The organism is Sphingobium sp. EM0848, assembly GCF_013375555.1.
Lineage (GTDB): Bacteria > Pseudomonadota > Alphaproteobacteria > Sphingomonadales > Sphingomonadaceae > Sphingobium.
In genome coordinates this window covers 1,373,663-1,388,260 of sequence record NZ_JABXWB010000001.1, presented here as the reverse complement: position 1 = coordinate 1,388,260, position 14,598 = coordinate 1,373,663, and the positions used below count along the sequence as shown (strand labels likewise).

General features: G+C 63.0%; 16 protein-coding genes and 1 tRNA gene. 6 read left to right on the top strand and 11 right to left on the bottom strand.

From position 1 onward, the window contains the following. Positions 1-137 precede the first annotated feature (137 nt). Positions 138-213, top strand: a tRNA-Ala gene (locus tag HUK73_RS06565). Between the two features lie 141 nt (positions 214-354). Here the strand turns inward: HUK73_RS06565 and HUK73_RS06560 are convergent. The 3 genes from HUK73_RS06560 to HUK73_RS06550 form a co-directional block, all read right to left on the bottom strand. Next, positions 355-1,312, bottom strand: a protein-coding gene (locus HUK73_RS06560; protein WP_176591283.1) for an IS630 family transposase whose coding sequence is annotated in 2 segments (ribosomal slippage) — positions 355-969 and positions 971-1,312 — 957 coding nt in all. Because the reading frame shifts where the segments join, the coding sequence is not laid out codon by codon here. A gap of 79 nt (positions 1,313-1,391) precedes the next feature. Next, positions 1,392-1,856, bottom strand: a complete 465-nt coding sequence (locus HUK73_RS06555; RefSeq protein WP_255326214.1) for an N-acetyltransferase — start codon at positions 1,854-1,856, stop codon at positions 1,392-1,394. A 17-nt stretch (positions 1,857-1,873) separates the two neighbouring features. After that, entirely contained in the window at positions 1,874-4,150 is a 2,277-nt protein-coding gene (locus HUK73_RS06550; RefSeq protein ID WP_176591176.1) for an ATP-dependent helicase, read from the bottom strand. A gap of 103 nt (positions 4,151-4,253) precedes the next feature. On the opposite strand from HUK73_RS06550, the gene HUK73_RS06545 reads away from it, so the two are divergent. Further along, positions 4,254-4,649 (top strand): GFA family protein, encoded by a 396-nt coding sequence (locus tag HUK73_RS06545; protein WP_176591175.1) that lies wholly within the window; start codon positions 4,254-4,256, stop codon positions 4,647-4,649. A 124-nt stretch (positions 4,650-4,773) separates the two neighbouring features. Further along, positions 4,774-5,190 carry a Fe-S oxidoreductase gene (locus HUK73_RS06540; RefSeq protein WP_369805446.1) on the top strand — a complete coding sequence of 139 codons (417 nt, stop codon included), beginning with the start codon at positions 4,774-4,776 and terminating at the stop codon, positions 5,188-5,190. Here HUK73_RS06540 and HUK73_RS06535 read toward each other — a convergent pair. Next, the gene (locus HUK73_RS06535; protein WP_176591173.1) at positions 5,135-5,626 is read right to left on the bottom strand and encodes an Rrf2 family transcriptional regulator; all 492 of its coding nucleotides are present in this window, start codon (positions 5,624-5,626) and stop codon (positions 5,135-5,137) included. The genes HUK73_RS06540 and HUK73_RS06535 overlap by 56 nt on opposite strands. 111 nt (positions 5,627-5,737) lie before the next feature. On the opposite strand from HUK73_RS06535, the gene HUK73_RS06530 reads away from it, so the two are divergent. After that, positions 5,738-6,187 (top strand): globin domain-containing protein, encoded by a 450-nt coding sequence (locus tag HUK73_RS06530; RefSeq protein WP_176591172.1) that lies wholly within the window; start codon positions 5,738-5,740, stop codon positions 6,185-6,187. A gap of 59 nt (positions 6,188-6,246) precedes the next feature. On the opposite strand, the gene rsmD is transcribed toward HUK73_RS06530, so the two are convergent. Next, complete coding sequence (gene rsmD, locus HUK73_RS06525) at positions 6,247-6,786, bottom strand: 16S rRNA (guanine(966)-N(2))-methyltransferase RsmD (protein ID WP_176591171.1); 540 nt, start codon at positions 6,784-6,786, stop codon at positions 6,247-6,249. Continuing rightward, positions 6,783-7,709, bottom strand: a complete 927-nt coding sequence (locus tag HUK73_RS06520; RefSeq protein ID WP_176591170.1) for a pseudouridine synthase — start codon at positions 7,707-7,709, stop codon at positions 6,783-6,785. The genes rsmD and HUK73_RS06520 overlap by 4 nt, the downstream gene beginning before the upstream one ends. 161 nt (positions 7,710-7,870) lie before the next feature. Between HUK73_RS06520 and HUK73_RS06515 the strand changes: the two genes are divergently transcribed. Together HUK73_RS06515 and HUK73_RS06510 are read left to right on the top strand one after the other, a co-directional pair. After that, positions 7,871-8,329 carry a response regulator gene (locus HUK73_RS06515; protein ID WP_176591169.1) on the top strand — a complete coding sequence of 153 codons (459 nt, stop codon included), beginning with the start codon at positions 7,871-7,873 and terminating at the stop codon, positions 8,327-8,329. Between the two features lie 84 nt (positions 8,330-8,413). After that, a complete protein-coding gene (locus tag HUK73_RS06510; RefSeq protein ID WP_176591168.1) occupies positions 8,414-9,736 on the top strand; it encodes an MFS transporter in 1,323 nt (440 codons plus the stop codon). Here HUK73_RS06510 and HUK73_RS06505 read toward each other — a convergent pair. The 5 genes from HUK73_RS06505 to trpB all read right to left on the bottom strand — a co-directional run bounded on the left by HUK73_RS06505 (position 9,721) and on the right by trpB (position 14,520). Next, a complete protein-coding gene (locus HUK73_RS06505; RefSeq protein ID WP_176591167.1) occupies positions 9,721-10,161 on the bottom strand; it encodes a DUF6628 family protein in 441 nt (146 codons plus the stop codon). The genes HUK73_RS06510 and HUK73_RS06505 overlap by 16 nt on opposite strands. Positions 10,162-10,229: 68 nt before the next feature. Further along, on the bottom strand, positions 10,230-11,552 hold the full coding sequence (locus tag HUK73_RS06500) for a folylpolyglutamate synthase/dihydrofolate synthase family protein (RefSeq protein ID WP_176591166.1): 1,323 nt from the start codon (positions 11,550-11,552) through the stop codon (positions 10,230-10,232). A gap of 24 nt (positions 11,553-11,576) precedes the next feature. Next, entirely contained in the window at positions 11,577-12,428 is an 852-nt protein-coding gene (gene accD, locus HUK73_RS06495; RefSeq protein WP_176591165.1) for an acetyl-CoA carboxylase, carboxyltransferase subunit beta, read from the bottom strand. Beyond that, positions 12,425-13,255, bottom strand: a complete 831-nt coding sequence (gene trpA / locus HUK73_RS06490) for a tryptophan synthase subunit alpha (protein WP_176591164.1) — start codon at positions 13,253-13,255, stop codon at positions 12,425-12,427. The genes accD and trpA overlap by 4 nt, the downstream gene beginning before the upstream one ends. Continuing rightward, the gene (gene trpB, locus HUK73_RS06485; protein ID WP_176591163.1) at positions 13,252-14,520 is read right to left on the bottom strand and encodes a tryptophan synthase subunit beta; all 1,269 of its coding nucleotides are present in this window, start codon (positions 14,518-14,520) and stop codon (positions 13,252-13,254) included. The genes trpA and trpB overlap by 4 nt, the downstream gene beginning before the upstream one ends. Positions 14,521-14,598 lie beyond the last annotated feature (78 nt).

Sequence of the window (14,598 nt, the reverse complement as noted above, 5' to 3'; positions counted from 1 at the left end):
ATTTTCCCGAAAAACTCCCGAGCGCAAGCGAGGGGTGTCGTGAGGTTATGAATGACCTTGCGTCGAAGATATGGCCGACGGCTTCATGCCGGTCATGGCCTGATCCATTGGGATGCGGTATGATGCCGCGCAACGATGGGGCCTTAGCTCAGCTGGGAGAGCGCCTGCATGGCATGCAGGAGGTCAGCGGTTCGATCCCGCTAGGCTCCACCAATTTTCCGAAACGATTATTCCCGACATCATGGAAAGCGGCTTCGGGTCGATGCCGTTTTGTCTCCGCCCTTCGCGCACGTCCAGCGTCCGATTTCATATAGGCACGAGTCCGGCTTGGCGAACGGCTAGAGCGGTGAGCGATTAGTTGGACGCATATCCGGCGGCCTTGAAATATTCCCAACATTCTTCGGCAGAATAGAGGTCGCAGATATGTCCGAGAGCCTTCCATAGCTCATCGATGGTCCGCGCCCCGATCCGTCGCAGGTGCGATTTCAATTTAGCGAAGGCCATTTCTATTGGGTTCAAATCGGGTGAATAAGCGGGGAGGAAAAGGATCCACGCACCTCGCTCTTTAAGGCAGGCTTTGACCTTTTCGCTTTTGTGGCTCGACAGATTGTCGGCGATCACAACATCGCCGGGGCTGAGCGTTGGCGCCAACTGGGTTTCGATATAGGTTTCGAACAGGCGCCGGTTCATCGGTTGGTCGATCACCCACGGGGCAACCAAGCAATCGCAGCGCAGCCCCGCGATGAAGGTTTGCGTTTTCCAATGACCGAACGGAGCGCGGGCCTTGAGACGCTCTCCTTTTGGCGCCCGGCCACGAAGCTTGGTCATCTTCGTGGTGGTCGCCGTCTCATCCAGAAAGACGAGGTGATGAGGCTTTGCGCGCATCTGCGGCTGCCGGTCGAGGCGCCATCGCAGTCGCGCATGAGCGACATCATCGCGTCCGCACTCGCTGGCCAGCAGCGTTTTTTTTTACCCGATAGCCAGCCTGGATCAGCACCCGCGAGAGGGATGCCGGATGGGCAACTACGCCCGTCTCCGCTGCAAGCTTGTTGGACAGCTCCGACATGCCGATGTCTGGTTCCCTATCCACCCAGCCCGTCAACCGGGCCATATACGGCGCCAACTTACCAGCGCCGCGTGGCCGCCCTATTCGTGAAGAAGCAGCCGAACCTGTTCGTTCCACTCGCTGCAACAACTTCACTGCGCAACTCGCGCTCACACCGAAATGGCGGGCCGCCGCCCGGCGCGAGTGTCCCGCCCTTACGTGCGCCGATATCCGTTCCCGCAAATCAGCCGAATATGCTCTGCCCATGGTTCACCTCCACAGGCACATGAATCACAAATCCGCGCAAAAAGGAATCGTCCGCGATTCCTACTTTGTGCTCACTGCTCTAGCGGGGCAAAGGGCGCCACATAAATTGCGCTTCAGGACCGTAAAGGGCTGGCTGGTCTGCGACTGGGCTGAAGCCCTGCGAGGCCCAGAAACGATCGGCGCCGTTTACTGCCATTAATGTGATCGTGTCGAACCCGGCTTTTCCGGCCTCGCTCATAGCCAATATGGTAGCCTGAACGCCTGCGCCATTGCCTCGGGCAGCGGGCAGCAGCGCGATGTCATGCAGATAATAGGTGTCGGCATCGGCGGGAATCGCGCCAAGAGGTATGTTCAGGGGCGGCGGCGTCCGGCTGTGCCAGGGATGGGCGATGAGATAACCGATTGGCATTCCGTCGCCTTCCAATATCAGGCAGCCTGAGGGGTAGAGCGCCAGCCTTTCCGCATAGATCGATTCGCTCTCCGTATAAGCGCCGTGGACCGCGTCGGAGATCGCCTTGACCGCCGGCAGGTCAGGTCCGCGCATTTGTCTCCAACGACAGATCATGCGGGCTGGACGAAGCTGTCCATGACCCGCTTCCGGCCCGCTGTTTCGAAATCTATCTCCAACTTGTTGCCTTCGATCTCCGCGACTGTGCCGTAGCCGAATTTCTGGTGGAAGACGCGCAGACCGACGCTCATGTCGTCGCGACCCTTGTTGCCGAGTGAAACGGCGGACGCGCGGGCCTCGACGATGCGGACCGGCTCCTTCACAAAATGCCCGCTTTGTTGCGCGCGTTGCCAGCCGGGGCCTCGTCCCGTGCCGCGCTGGACATTGGCGAAGGGGTCGGCCCGCTCGGACCAGTTGGCGCGCCAGAGCGAGGCGCCGCCGGACATGCTGCTTTCCTCCTCCACATGTTCGGGCGGCAATTCGCCCACGAATCGGGAGGGAATGGAACTGGTCCACTGGCCGTAGATGCGGCGATTGGCGGCGTGGAGGACGATGCAGCGTTTCCGCGCGCGGGTGAGCGCGACATAGGCGAGGCGGCGTTCTTCCTCCAGGGAATTGAGGCCGCCTTCGTCGAGGGCGCGCTGTGACGGGAAGATGCCTTCTTCCCAGCCCGCGAGGAATACCGTGTCGAATTCCAGCCCCTTGGCGGCGTGGATGGTCATGATTGTGACCTTGCGCTCGTCTTGTTGCGCCTCATTGTCCATAACCAGCGACACATGTTCGAGGAACGCGCCCAGCGTTTCATATTCCTCCATGGCGCGGGTGAGTTCGTTGAGGTTCTCCAGCCGCCCCGCGCTTTCGGCGGTGCGCTCGGCCTGAAGCATGGCGGTGTAGCCGCTTTCGTCCAATATCTGCCGGGCGAGTTCGGCGTGGGGCAGTTGCGCGGCGCGGTCGCGCCAGCGGGCAAGGTCGCCGATGAAGGCGCCAAGGCTGCGGCGGGCCTGGGGCGTGAGTTCATCGGTGTCGAGGATGCGCGCGGCGGCAAGCGTCAGGGGAATGGATTCGGCGCGGGCGAGCCGGTGGAGCTTTTCGACCGCCTTGTCGCCCAGGCCGCGTTTGGGAACGTTGACGATTCGCTCGAAGGCAAGGTCGTCGGCGGGCTGGTTGACGAGGCGCAGATAGGCGAGCGCGTCGCGAATTTCAGCGCGTTCGTAAAAGCGAAAGCCGCCAACGATACGATAGGGCAGGCCGATCTGGATGAAGCGGTCTTCGAATTCGCGGGTCTGATGCTGGGCGCGGACGAGGATGGCGACCTGATCCAGCGACTGGCCGCTGCGTTCGATCGATTCGATTTCGTCGCCGACGCGGCGCGCTTCCTCCGGGCCGTCCCACACGCCGATGATGCGCACCTTCTCGCCCACGTCGATCTCGGTCCAGAGCGTCTTGCCGAGGCGATTGCCATTTTCCGCGATCACGCCGGACGCTGCGCCCAGGATATGGGGAGTCGAGCGGTAATTTTGTTCGAGGCGAACGATTTTCGCGCCCGGAAAGTCCTTTTCGAAGCGAAGGATGTTGGCGACCTCCGCGCCGCGCCAACTGTAGATGGACTGATCGTCGTCGCCCACGCAGCAGATATTCTTGCGTTGTTGGGCGAGCAGGCGGAGCCAGAGATATTGGCTGCTGTTCGTATCCTGATATTCATCCACCATGATGTAGCGGAAGCGCTGCTGATAGCTTTCCAGAACGTCGCGATGGCGTTTCAATATGGTGAGAGCATGCAGCAGGAGGTCACCGAAATCGCAGGCATTCACATCGCGCAGCCGGGCCTGATAGGCGGCGTAGAGCTTCTGCCCCCGACCATTGGCATAGCCTTCGCTTTCGCCTGCGCCGATTTCCTCCGGGGTCCATCCCCGGTTCTTCCATTGGTCGATCAGACCAGCCAGTTGGCGTACGGGCCAGCGCTTTTCGTCGATCCCTTCGGCCTGGACGAGTTGTCTTAGCAGGCGAAGCTGATCGTCGGTGTCAAGGATGGTGAAATTGGATTGCAGGCCCACCAGTTCGGCGTGGCGGCGCAACATCTTCGCCGCGATGGCGTGGAAGGTGCCGAGCCAGGGCATGCCCTCGACCGCCGGACCGATCATGCGTCCGACACGCTCACGCATTTCGCGGGCCGCCTTGTTCGTGAAGGTGACGGCGAGGATTTCCGAAGGGTAGGCGCGGCGGGTGGCGATCAGATGGGCGAGCCGGGCGGTGAGGGCGGCGGTCTTGCCCGTGCCCGCGCCGGCGAGGACAAGGACCGGGCCTTCTGTGGTGAGTACAGCTTCCCGCTGCGGTTCGTTGAGGCCCTGAAGATAGGCGGGATCGTCGGGTGAGGGAGCGGGCAGGGTCATGGCCATCAACTAGGGTGCGGAACGAAGGGCGGCAAGGGCGCGCGCTCTTGCGCCCGCCCGTCGTTTATGAGAACAAAAGGAGAATCATGCAAGGAGAAAGGCCGTGGTTACGGGAAGGTGCCAATGCGGGGCGATCCAATATGAAGCGCGGGGCGAACCGGCTTATAGCGTGCTTTGCCATTGCTCCGATTGCCGGAAAAGCGCCGGCGCGCCCATGGTCGGCTGGGCATTGTTCCCCGAAAATATGGTGACTGTGAGCGGTGAGCCGGTGAGTTACCGGTCGTCGGAAAATGCCATAAGGCAGTTTTGCGGGACCTGCGGAACGGGGTTGTTCTACCACAATGCCGTTGCCTTTCCGGGCATGGTGGATATCCAGACGGCGACGCTGGATGATCAGTCGGCCTTTCCGCCGGCCGTTCATGTGCAATATGCGGAAGCCGCTCCCTGGATGGAGGCGGCCTGCGATTTGCCGAAATTCGATCGCTATCCAGAGGTTTGACAGGGAAAGGGTTCATCTTGCGGCAAGTGAGCCACGGTTCGTCGTCGTGGCCGGAACGCTGGCGTCACAAATCCGGTTTTTTCTTCAGCCCACGCGGCGGAACGGGGTGAAGAAGAATGAAAGGATGATCCCGATGAAATCGATCCTATTTGCGGGCGCGGCCATGCTGGCCTTTGGTTCCGGCGTCACCGGATTCGCTGTCGCGCAGGATATGCCCGCATCCGCACAGCAGCCTGCCGCCAATGCGTCGCCTCCGCCCGTTCAGGCCACGTCGCCTGTGGGGGCGGACCCCAATGCGGGGCAGCCGACAGGGGCCGTGCCGCCTGATACAGGGATGGCTCCGGCGCCGGCCGGTGTGCCCAGGGATCCGACCGCGCCGGTTGGCAGTTCAGCCAATCCGGCGACCGTTGGCGGCAATATGACGCCGCCGCCGATCGAGGCGAAAAACTATCCGCTGTGCAGCAAGACCGTACAGGACAGTTGCATCAATCCGAGTGAGGCGCCGCGGGCGATGAAGAAGACGGCGCGCAGGCATCATTAGGTAAGGCGTTCGGGCCGGGCAGGGCGGCGATGATCGCCGCCAACCCGGCCCGGTCGCGCGATGCATCGGCCAGGCTGTGCTGATCGAGGACGGCGAGGAAGGCGGCGGTGGCCGCCTTTAATATGCCTGACAGGCCGCAGGCGGGGCGGATCGCGCAGGAGCCGCAGTCGGCCATGTTCATATCGGGTTCGCAATGGCGGACCACTTCTCCGATGCTGATCGTTTCAGGCGGACGGGCGAGGGTGAAGCCGCCGCCGCGTCCGCGCTGGGTATCGAGAAATCCTCCCTGACCCAGATGATGGACGACCTTCATAAGATGGTTGCGCGACAGGCCGTAAGTGTCGGCAATTTCCCATATCGTGGCGCGGCCGGAGGGCGCCACCACAAGGTGGATCAGGACGCGCAGGGCATAGTCGGTGTGGCGGGTCAATTGCATGGAGTCACCGTTAAAAGCGCGAACGGCGCATTCAAACATTCATTCTATTTACATCTTAAAAGATGCAATTTAAATACACCTTCATCGAGTCTCCAAGGAAAGGTGCATTTCATGACCCAGTTGACCGCCGACACCATCGCCATCGTCAAGGCTACCGCACCCGCGCTGCGTCAGCATGGGGTGGAAATCACGACGGCCATGTATGCACGGCTGTTTCAGGATGCATCGATCAGGGACATGTTCGACCAGGCCGCGCAGGAAAGCGGCGAGCAGCCCAAGCGACTGGCTGCGGCCATACTGGGCTATGCTGAAAATATCGACAAGTTGCAGGCGCTTGACGGCGCGGTTGCGCGGATGGTGCAGCGCCATGTCGAAACTGGCGTAAAGGCCGAGCATTACCCCAAGGTGGCTGAGGCGCTGTTGCCGGCTATTCGGGATGTGTTGGGGGCAGAGGTGGCGACCGATGCCGTGCTCAACGCCTGGGGGCAGGCCTATTGGTTTCTGGCGAATATTCTGATCGCCAAGGAAGCGGTGGCTTATGAGGACGCCGAAGCGGCCTGAACCGGAAATCGAAACCTGGCTCCTGTCTGCGCGGGAGCCAGGGATTCCCAATCATATGGTCACTCTTCTGCTCTTAACAGTGTGAGACGGGCTTTGCCGACATCGCGAGTGGCTTCAATGGCGAAGCCCTTGACCTCCACGTCCTCGCGGCGGTCGGTTTCTATGCTGATCCAGGTGGCGGGTCCGGTCCAGCCCAGACGGCTCAGCTTGTCGAGCGCCACCGATCCCGCTCCCGTATTATAGGGCGGGTCCATGAAGATGAGGTCCAGCGCTTTGCCCGCCGGGCCGAGGGACAGGACGCTGCTTTGGCGGACGTCCGGACGGATGCCCAATTTATCGCCATTTGCCCGGATCACGTCGAGGGCGGCGCGATCCTGTTCCACGAAAATGCAGCTTGCGGCACCGCGCGAGAGGGCTTCGAAGCCGAGGGCCCCGGAACCGGCGAAAAAATCGCCCACCGTCAAGCCTTCAAAGGAACCGATGCGGCTCAGCAGCATGGAGAACAGCGTTTCGCGGGTGCGGTCCGCCGTGGGACGGGTGGCATCACCCTTGGGCGCGGACAGCGGGCGTCCCCGCCATTGGCCTGCGATGATCCTCATCTCGGCGCCTTCAGACTCTTGCGGAAGAGGATGAGGTCGTGCTGGCGAACCTCCTCAACCGCGCCGGAGGCCAGTTCACCAAGGTGGAAGGGGCCGTAGCTGGTGCGGATCAGGCGATTCACCTGAAGGCCCAGATGTTCGAGGACGCGGCGGACTTCGCGGTTTTTGCCTTCGGTCAGGGTCATTTCAATCCACTGGTTCCGGCCGGTACGGCGTTCCAGATTGGCCTCAATCTGGCCGTAGCGGATACCGTCGATTTCTATGCCTTCGAACAGGTCCTCAAGCTGATTCTGGCTGACCTCGCCGAACGCCCGTGCCCTGTAGGTGCGCGGCACGCCAGTGGAGGGCAGTTCCATCTGCCGCTTGAACTCGCCGTCGGTGGTCAGCAGCAGCAGCCCTTCGGTCGTCATGTCGAGACGGCCGATCGGCATGACCCGAGGCAGATCCGCAGGCAGCTTGTCGTAGATGGTCGGGCGGCCGCGCGGGTCGCGCTCGGTGGTCAGGAAACCCGATGGCTTGTGGAAAAGGAACAGGCGGGTGGGCGCAGGCTGAGCGACCGGATTGCCGTCGACCGCAATGCCGTGGAGCGACGAGAGCAGCGTCGCGGGGGTCGTGATCGCTTCGCCGTTCAGGGTGATGCGGCCTTCCTCGATCATCCGTTCGATCTCGCGGCGGGAGGCGACGCCGGCGCGGGCGAGCAGTTTCGCGATCCGTTGAGGCTCAGTCTTGCCACCGGCAGCTGCCGCCGCCCGGGCAGGATGTGGGTTTGCGGGCTTCGCTGGGGCCGTTTTCGCCTTTTTGAACGGCGGGCGTGCCGGGCGGGAACCGGGCGTGACCGGAGTGCCGGTTTTGGTGCCGGCCGGACGCCTGGGACCGCCGGGGCCTGACCGGCGCGGCGGTCCAGATTTTTTCGGCGGTTCCACGGAAAAGTTCCTTTTCAAAACGGGATGGCATTCCCATATCGGGAGCGCCAGAAAATTGACTAATGATGCTGTCCTGACGCCAATGTGCCGGGACGACAAGAGACCCGCTTGGGGCATCGCACATTGGTCGGCTGAATGGCGCAATTGGGGCGGATCGGCAAATGTTTTTCGGGCTGGTAAAAGGGGAAGCCGGGGCGCGGGGGCGCCGCAAGGCCATTCGCAGCGTGCTGGTGGTTGAGGACGAGCCGCTGGTTGCCTTCGACAATGAACATGTGCTGGAGATGGCCGGCTATCGCGTGACCGCGACCGTCGATGAATATGCCCATGCTGTCAGTGTCATTGAGGAAGAGAGCGTCGATCTGGTCATTGCGGACGTGATGCTGCATGGCAGGAAGACCGGGATCGACCTGGCCCGCTTCGCTGCGGGCAAGGGCGTATCGGTGCTGTTCGTGACTGGCGCCTGCCCCGTCGATGCGCGGGAAGTGGCGTTGGGCTGTCTGACGAAGCCCTATGCGCCTCGGGACCTGCTGGCGGCGATCGAAGTGCTGGACGCTCTGTTGCGTGGGAAGCCGTTGCCGCGATTTCCCGAGGGATTGCATCTGTTTGAGGATGCTGCCTGATTTTCAGCACTGCGGCGCGGCTTGCCTCGGCGGCATTTGTTCATATGGTGGCACCGATCAATTCATTCGGGGGCGCACATATTTATGACCGACATCGCCAAGGGTACCGGAAGCTGGCTGGATGCGGTCAAACCCTATGTCGAGAAAGCGCCCCTGGCCGCGCTTTTCCTGGGGATATCCTCCGGTTTTCCCTTTGCGATGATCGGGGCCAATCTGGCGTCGCGACTGGCGCAGGACGGGATCGACAAGAAAAGCGTCACCACCTTCAGTCTGGTTTTGCTGGCCTATAATTTCAAATGGCTGTGGGCATGGGTGATAGAGGGGGTGAAACTGCCTCTGTTGCATCGCATGGGGCAGCGCGTGTCCTGGATGCTGGTGGCGGGGCTGCTGGTGATGGCGGCCGTGGTCAATCTGGCGGTCGTGGATCCGGCGGCCGATATCATGGGGACGGTGCGAGCCGCGATCCTGTTGGGCATAGCGGGCGCCACCTTCGATATCATCATCGACGGCTATCGCATCGAGATATTGAAGCCTGAACAATTGGGTATCGGCGCGGGCATGTCGCAATATGGCTGGCGGATCGGCGCTGCGGCGGCCGGCGCCGTGGGGCTGGTGGTCGCGCAGCACTGGAACTGGACCATTGCCTATCTCGCCTGCTCGCTCTTCGCCCTGCCCGCAATGCTGGCGGCGCTGGTCGTGGGGGAGCCTGAACGGCATCGTGAAATCGCGACTCGCAAGAGCATGGGCAATCTGGCGCAGGCGATTGTGGGTCCGTTCGTCGACTTTTTCCGGCGCAGGGGTGCGCTGCTCGTCCTGCTGTTCATCATCGTTCACAAGATTGGCGATACGCTGGCCAATCTGACATTCCGGTTGCTGTTCAACGATCTGGGCTACAGCAATGACGAGATCGCGCTTTACGATGTCGGCGTGGGTTTCTGGGCATTGCTGGCGGGAATTTTCGTGGGCGGCGTGCTCTATGCGCGACTGGGGATGAAGCGGTCGGTCATGATCAGCCTGATCCTGATGGCCGTTTCCAACTTCAGCTTCGCGGCGCTCGCGGCGGTGGGGAAGAGCAATCTCGGCATGGCCGGTGCCATCGGTTTCGAGAATTTCGCGAGCGGGATCGGTGGGGTCGCGGTGGTCGCCTATTTCTCCGCGCTGTGCGATCTGCGCTTTACTGCGGCCCAATATGCGATGATCTCCGCCGCGGCGAGCATATTGGGCCGCTTTCTGACCGGGACAACGGCTGGGGCATTGATCGAACGCTTCGGCTATGTCGACTTTTATCTGCTCACGACCCTGTTGGCGCTGCCGGGAATCCTGTTGTTCTGGCTGCTGATGCGCGCCGGTCTGGTCGAAACCAGCGTCGGCAGCGCAGCGGGAGACACGGGTCAGCCTGCCGCATAAAGGTCAAGCGGGCGGCCCAGATCATTATGGGCCTGTGCCACCGCTTGCAGGCAGGTGAGCGCGCCCAGCGCATGGTCGTTGCCGAGCAGGGTCGCGACATCGTCATAGGCTGTGCGCGGGTTGCGCAGGGCGCCGCCCACCGCCTGCATCATCAGCGCCTCGTCCGTCGTCATGCGGGAGCAGCAACAGGGAGCAATCAGGATCTTGCGGCTGGACGTGCGCGCCAGTTCCAGCATCATCGCGCGCATCAGGACCAGTGGGCGGCGGTAGCTTCTTCCAAAGGCGCCCAGCATCGCATTGGCGGCATGGGCATCGTTGACCCCGGCGGTGGCCATGCGGCGCATCACATAAAGGAACAGCCGGTTGCCATAGCCGCCGGGAAGCGGGCTGGGCTGATCGAGGGCGGGGGACTCTCCATGGGTCATGCGTTCGTACCTTCTATCTTGTCGTTCGATGGTGAAGGTACGCTATTGCGAGTCAATCGCAAGTAATTTCAGTCGGGATATTGCCCGTTCAGCCGCAAAATTTCGCCTGCCAGGTAAAGCGAGCCTGCAATCAGCAGCTTTGGCGCGGGCTGGGCCTGTGCGGCAATGGCGGCGATGGCGCCCTCGGCATTGTCATGCGCGGTGCAGGATATGCCCCATAAATCCGCGATGGCGGCGAATCGTTCGGGCGGATGATGGTCATGTCCAGGGACCGGGAGGGCGTGGATATGGGCAATGCGGCCGGCGAAGGGGACGAGATAGGCGTCCAGATCCTTGTTGGAGAGCATACCGATGACGAGCTGGAGCTTTTGCCCTTCCAGCCGGTCAGGGGTGAAGAAGGCGGCGATCGCTTCGCCCGCTCCGGCATTATGGCCGCCGTCGAGCCATGCCTCAGTGCGTTCCGGCAAGGGCTCCAGCAGCGGTCCACGGTCGAGCCTTTGCAGACGGGCGGGCCAATGTGCCCAGAGCGGGGCGGCCTTCAACGCCGCTTCGCCGACCGGGATGACGTTCTGATGGCGCAACATGGCGAAGGCCAGCGCGGCGTTCTGGACCTGATGCGCACCGGGCAAGCGGGGCAGCGGCGTGTCGAGATGGCCGAGATCGTCACGATAATGGAGGCGGTCCCGGTAAGCGGCCGCGTCCCAGCTTTCGCCCATGGCGAACCATTGGGTCCGGTTGCGGGCGGCGGCGTCCAGCATCACGGGAAAGAGCGAATCGGAATAGCGCTGCGTCACCAGCGGAGCGCCGGGCTTGGCGATGCCGGCCTTTTCGGCGGCGATTTCCTTGAGCGTGGTGCCAAGGAAGCTCTGATGGTCGAGGCCGAGCTGGGCGATGCCGCAGATCACGGGCTTTTCGATGACATTGGTGGCGTCGAGGCGACCGCCCAGGCCCACTTCGATGATGCAGGCGTCGGCGGGATGTTCAGCGAAGGCGAGGAAGGCGGCGGCGGTGGTGACTTCGAAGAAGCTGGCGCCGATCCCCTCCGCTACGTCGAGGACGCGGGAAAGATATTGGGCGAGCGCTTCGTCCGTGATCAGCTTGCCGCTGATGCGGATGCGTTCGTTGAAGCGCACCAGATGCGGCGAGGTGAAGACGTGGACGGTCTTGCCGTCCGCTTCGAGGGCCGCGCGCAGGAAGGCGCAGGTCGACCCCTTGCCATTGGTGCCTGCGACGTGGAAGATCGGGGGGAGGGCGCGGTGCGGGTTGCCGATGCGGTCAAGCAGCCGGGTGATGCGGTCCAGTCCCAATATATCGGCGCCGGGCGATAGCGTAGCGAGGCGGTCTAGCTGGGCCTGGACGCCCGGATCGTCGGAGACTGCGTGGTCGGCCATCGACGCTTTCCCCCGGATGCGCCGTCAGGCCGCCGCGCGGGGCGTCAGATAGCCGATGACGCGGGCGAGCGTGTCGCGCAGTTCGCTGCGGTGGATGACCATGTCGAGCATCCCATGTTCCAGCAGATATTCCGCGCGCTGGAAACCGTCGGGCAGCTTTTCGCGGATCGTGCTTTCAATGACGCGCTGGCCTGCGAAGCCGATCAGCGCATTGGGTTCCGCGATCTGGACGTCGCCCAGCATGGCGTAGCTGGCGGTGACGCCGCCGGTGGTGGGGTCGGTGAGGACCACGATATAGGGCAGGCCCGCCGCATGCAGCTTCTGGATTGCGACGGTCGAGCGCGGCATCTGCATGAGGGAGAGAATGCCCTCCTGCATGCGTGCGCCGCCTGCTGCGGTGAAGATCACATAGGGGCATTTGTGGGCGATGGCTTCGTTGACGCCCTGGATGAAGGCTGCGCCGACGCCCATGCCCATGGAACCGCCCATGAAGGCGAAATTCTGCACGCCCATAACCAGCGGCACGTCATCGATGGCGCCGCGCGCATTGATCAGCGCGTCCTGATCGCCGGTCGAGGCGCGGGAGGCCTTCATGCGGTCGGGATAACGCTTGGAATCGCGGAATTTGAGCGGGTCTTCCTGCACATGCGGGGTCGGCAACAGGATGAAGCCGGCGTCGAGAATCTGTTCGAAACGCTCCGACGGGCCGATGCGGCCATGATGGTCGCAACGCGGGCAGACGGACAGATTGTCTTCCCATTCCTTGATGAAGATCATCTCGGCGCAGGACGGACATTTGTGCCACAGCGTTTCCGCCGTGGTTTCCTTCTTGGCCATGAAGGGAAGGGCGTTACGGACGCGGTTGATCCAGCTCATGCTGCGGTCTCCCGGAAATGAGGGCTGTTGGCGTTGAGCGCGCCGCGAAGGGCGGCAACGAAATCCTTGACGAAGGGCGGAGCGGCATCGCCGTGCGAGCCGATGATGTCGACAATGGCGGACCCCACGACGACGCCGTCGGCGACGCGGCCGATGGCGGCGGCCTGCTCGGCGGAGCGCACGCCGAAGCCGACCGCGATGGGCAGGTCGGTGGCGGCCTTGAGCTTCGCGACCGCCTGTTCGACGGCGGCTTGGGCGGCCTGCTGCTTGCCGGTGATGCCTGCGACGGCGACATGGTAGAGGAAGCCGCTGGCGCCGTTCAGCACGGCGGGCAGCCGGGCCGCATCGGTGGTCGGCGTGGCGAGGCGGATCAGGTGGATGCCCGCCGCGCGCAGGGCCGGGCCGATTTCGGCATCTTCCTCTGGCGGGACATCGACGCAGATGACGCCGTCGACGCCTGCGGCCTTGCACTGGTCGGCGAACCATTCGGAGCCGCGCACCAGCATCGGATTGGCATAGCCCATCAGCACCAGTGGGGTATCCGGATGGCGCTCGCGGAAGGCGGTGGCGAGGGCGAAGATGTCCTTCGTCCTGGTGCCCGAGCCGAGGCTGCGCAGGTTGGCGAGTTCGATCGCGGGGCCGTCGGCCATCGGATCGGTGAAGGGCATGCCGAGTTCGATGATATCCGCGCCGCCCTCGACCAGTGCGTCGAGGATGGCGGGCGTGTCGGCCACGGTCGGATCGCCCGCCGTCACGAAGGTGACGAGGGCGGCGCGGCCTGCGCTCTTGCAGGCGGCGAAGCGGGCGGAAAGGCGGTCAGCGGTCATATTTCGACACCCAGGGCGCTGGCGACGGTGAAGATATCCTTGTCACCACGGCCGGAGAGATTGACGATCAGTATCTGGTCGGCGTCGAGCGTGGGCGCGACTTTTTCCGCGCTGGCGACCGCATGGGCGGATTCGAGCGCGGGGATGATGCCTTCAAGCGCGGAGAGCTTCTGGAAGCTGGCGAGCGCCTCATCGTCGGTGATTGGCATGTACTGGACGCGGCCGATTTCGTGCAGCCAGCTATGTTCAGGGCCAATGCCGGGATAGTCGAGGCCAGCGGAGATGCTGTGCGCTTCGGTGATCTGGCCGTCCTCATCCTGAAGCAGATAGGTGCGGTTGCCGTGCAAGATACCCGACTTGCCACCCGCGAGGGAGGCGGCGTGCTTGCCTTGCAGGCCCTCGCCCGCCGCTTCGACGCCGATCATCTTGACGTCCGCATCATCGAGGAAGGGGTGAAACAGGCCGATGGCGTTGGAGCCGCCGCCGACCGGGGCGATCAGCATGTCGGGCAGGCGGCCTTCCAGTTCCAGAATCTGCTCGCGGGCTTCCCGGCCGATGATCGACTGGAAGTCGCGGACCAGTTCCGGATAGGGGTGCGGACCCGCCGCCGTGCCGATGATGTAGAAAGTGTCGTGTACGTTCGACACCCAGTGGCGCAGGGCGTCGTTCATTGCGTCCTTCAGCGTTTGCGAGCCGGAGACGACGGGGATGACCTCCGCGCCCAGCAGCTTCATGCGAAAGACGTTGGGCTTCTGCCGCTCGACGTCCTTGGCGCCCATGAAAATCTTGCATTCCATGCCGAACAGGGCCGCGACGGTCGCGGTGGCGACGCCATGCTGGCCCGCGCCGGTTTCGGCGATGACCTTCTTCTTGCCCATGCGGCGGGCGAGCAGCGCCTGGCCGATGCAATTGTTGATCTTATGCGCGCCGGTGTGGTTCAGTTCCTCGCGCTTGAGGTAGATTTTGGCACCCCTTTTCTGACCATTTGGGCCTGCGGGGGCTTCAGCGCGCAGGGCTTCGGTCAGGCGCTCGGCATAGTAAAGCGGGTTGGGGCGGCCGACATAGCTGCGCAGCAATTCGGTGAATTCGGCGTCGAAGGCCGGGTCCTGGCGGGCTTCCTTATAGACCTTCTCCAGCTCAAGGATCAGCGGCATCAGGGTTTCGGCGACATAACGGCCGCCGAAAGCGCCGAAATGGCCGGAGGCGTCGGGCTGCGAGCGAAGGCTGTTGGCCAAGGTGATAGGCGGCGTGATGGTGTCGGTCATCGGATCAATCTCGTCAGGCAATGTGGGTCACTTCGCGGGTTTCGAAGCGATCAACGCCATCGTGTGCTGGTTAGCTGC

What these genes read in the sequence shown, in the direction of transcription:
- HUK73_RS06530 (WP_176591172.1), top strand. Translation starts at nt 5,738, where the DNA reads ATGACCCAGTTGACCGCCGACACCATCGCCATCGTCAAGGCTACCGCA.
- HUK73_RS06540 (WP_369805446.1), top strand. Translation starts at nt 4,774, where the DNA reads ATGATCCCGATGAAATCGATCCTATTTGCGGGCGCGGCCATGCTGGCC.
- accD (WP_176591165.1), bottom strand. Translation starts at nt 12,428, where the DNA reads ATGAGCTGGATCAACCGCGTCCGTAACGCCCTTCCCTTCATGGCCAAG.
- HUK73_RS06505 (WP_176591167.1), bottom strand. Translation starts at nt 10,161, where the DNA reads ATGACCCATGGAGAGTCCCCCGCCCTCGATCAGCCCAGCCCGCTTCCC.
- HUK73_RS06555 (WP_255326214.1), bottom strand. Translation starts at nt 1,856, where the DNA reads ATGCGCGGACCTGACCTGCCGGCGGTCAAGGCGATCTCCGACGCGGTC.
- HUK73_RS06515 (WP_176591169.1), top strand. Translation starts at nt 7,871, where the DNA reads ATGTTTTTCGGGCTGGTAAAAGGGGAAGCCGGGGCGCGGGGGCGCCGC.
- trpA (WP_176591164.1), bottom strand. Translation starts at nt 13,255, where the DNA reads ATGACCGCTGACCGCCTTTCCGCCCGCTTCGCCGCCTGCAAGAGCGCA.
- HUK73_RS06535 (WP_176591173.1), bottom strand. Translation starts at nt 5,626, where the DNA reads ATGCAATTGACCCGCCACACCGACTATGCCCTGCGCGTCCTGATCCAC.
- trpB (WP_176591163.1), bottom strand. Translation starts at nt 14,520, where the DNA reads ATGACCGACACCATCACGCCGCCTATCACCTTGGCCAACAGCCTTCGC.
- rsmD (WP_176591171.1), bottom strand. Translation starts at nt 6,786, where the DNA reads ATGAGGATCATCGCAGGCCAATGGCGGGGACGCCCGCTGTCCGCGCCC.
- HUK73_RS06550 (WP_176591176.1), bottom strand. Translation starts at nt 4,150, where the DNA reads ATGACCCTGCCCGCTCCCTCACCCGACGATCCCGCCTATCTTCAGGGC.
- HUK73_RS06510 (WP_176591168.1), top strand. Translation starts at nt 8,414, where the DNA reads ATGACCGACATCGCCAAGGGTACCGGAAGCTGGCTGGATGCGGTCAAA.
- HUK73_RS06500 (WP_176591166.1), bottom strand. Translation starts at nt 11,552, where the DNA reads ATGGCCGACCACGCAGTCTCCGACGATCCGGGCGTCCAGGCCCAGCTA.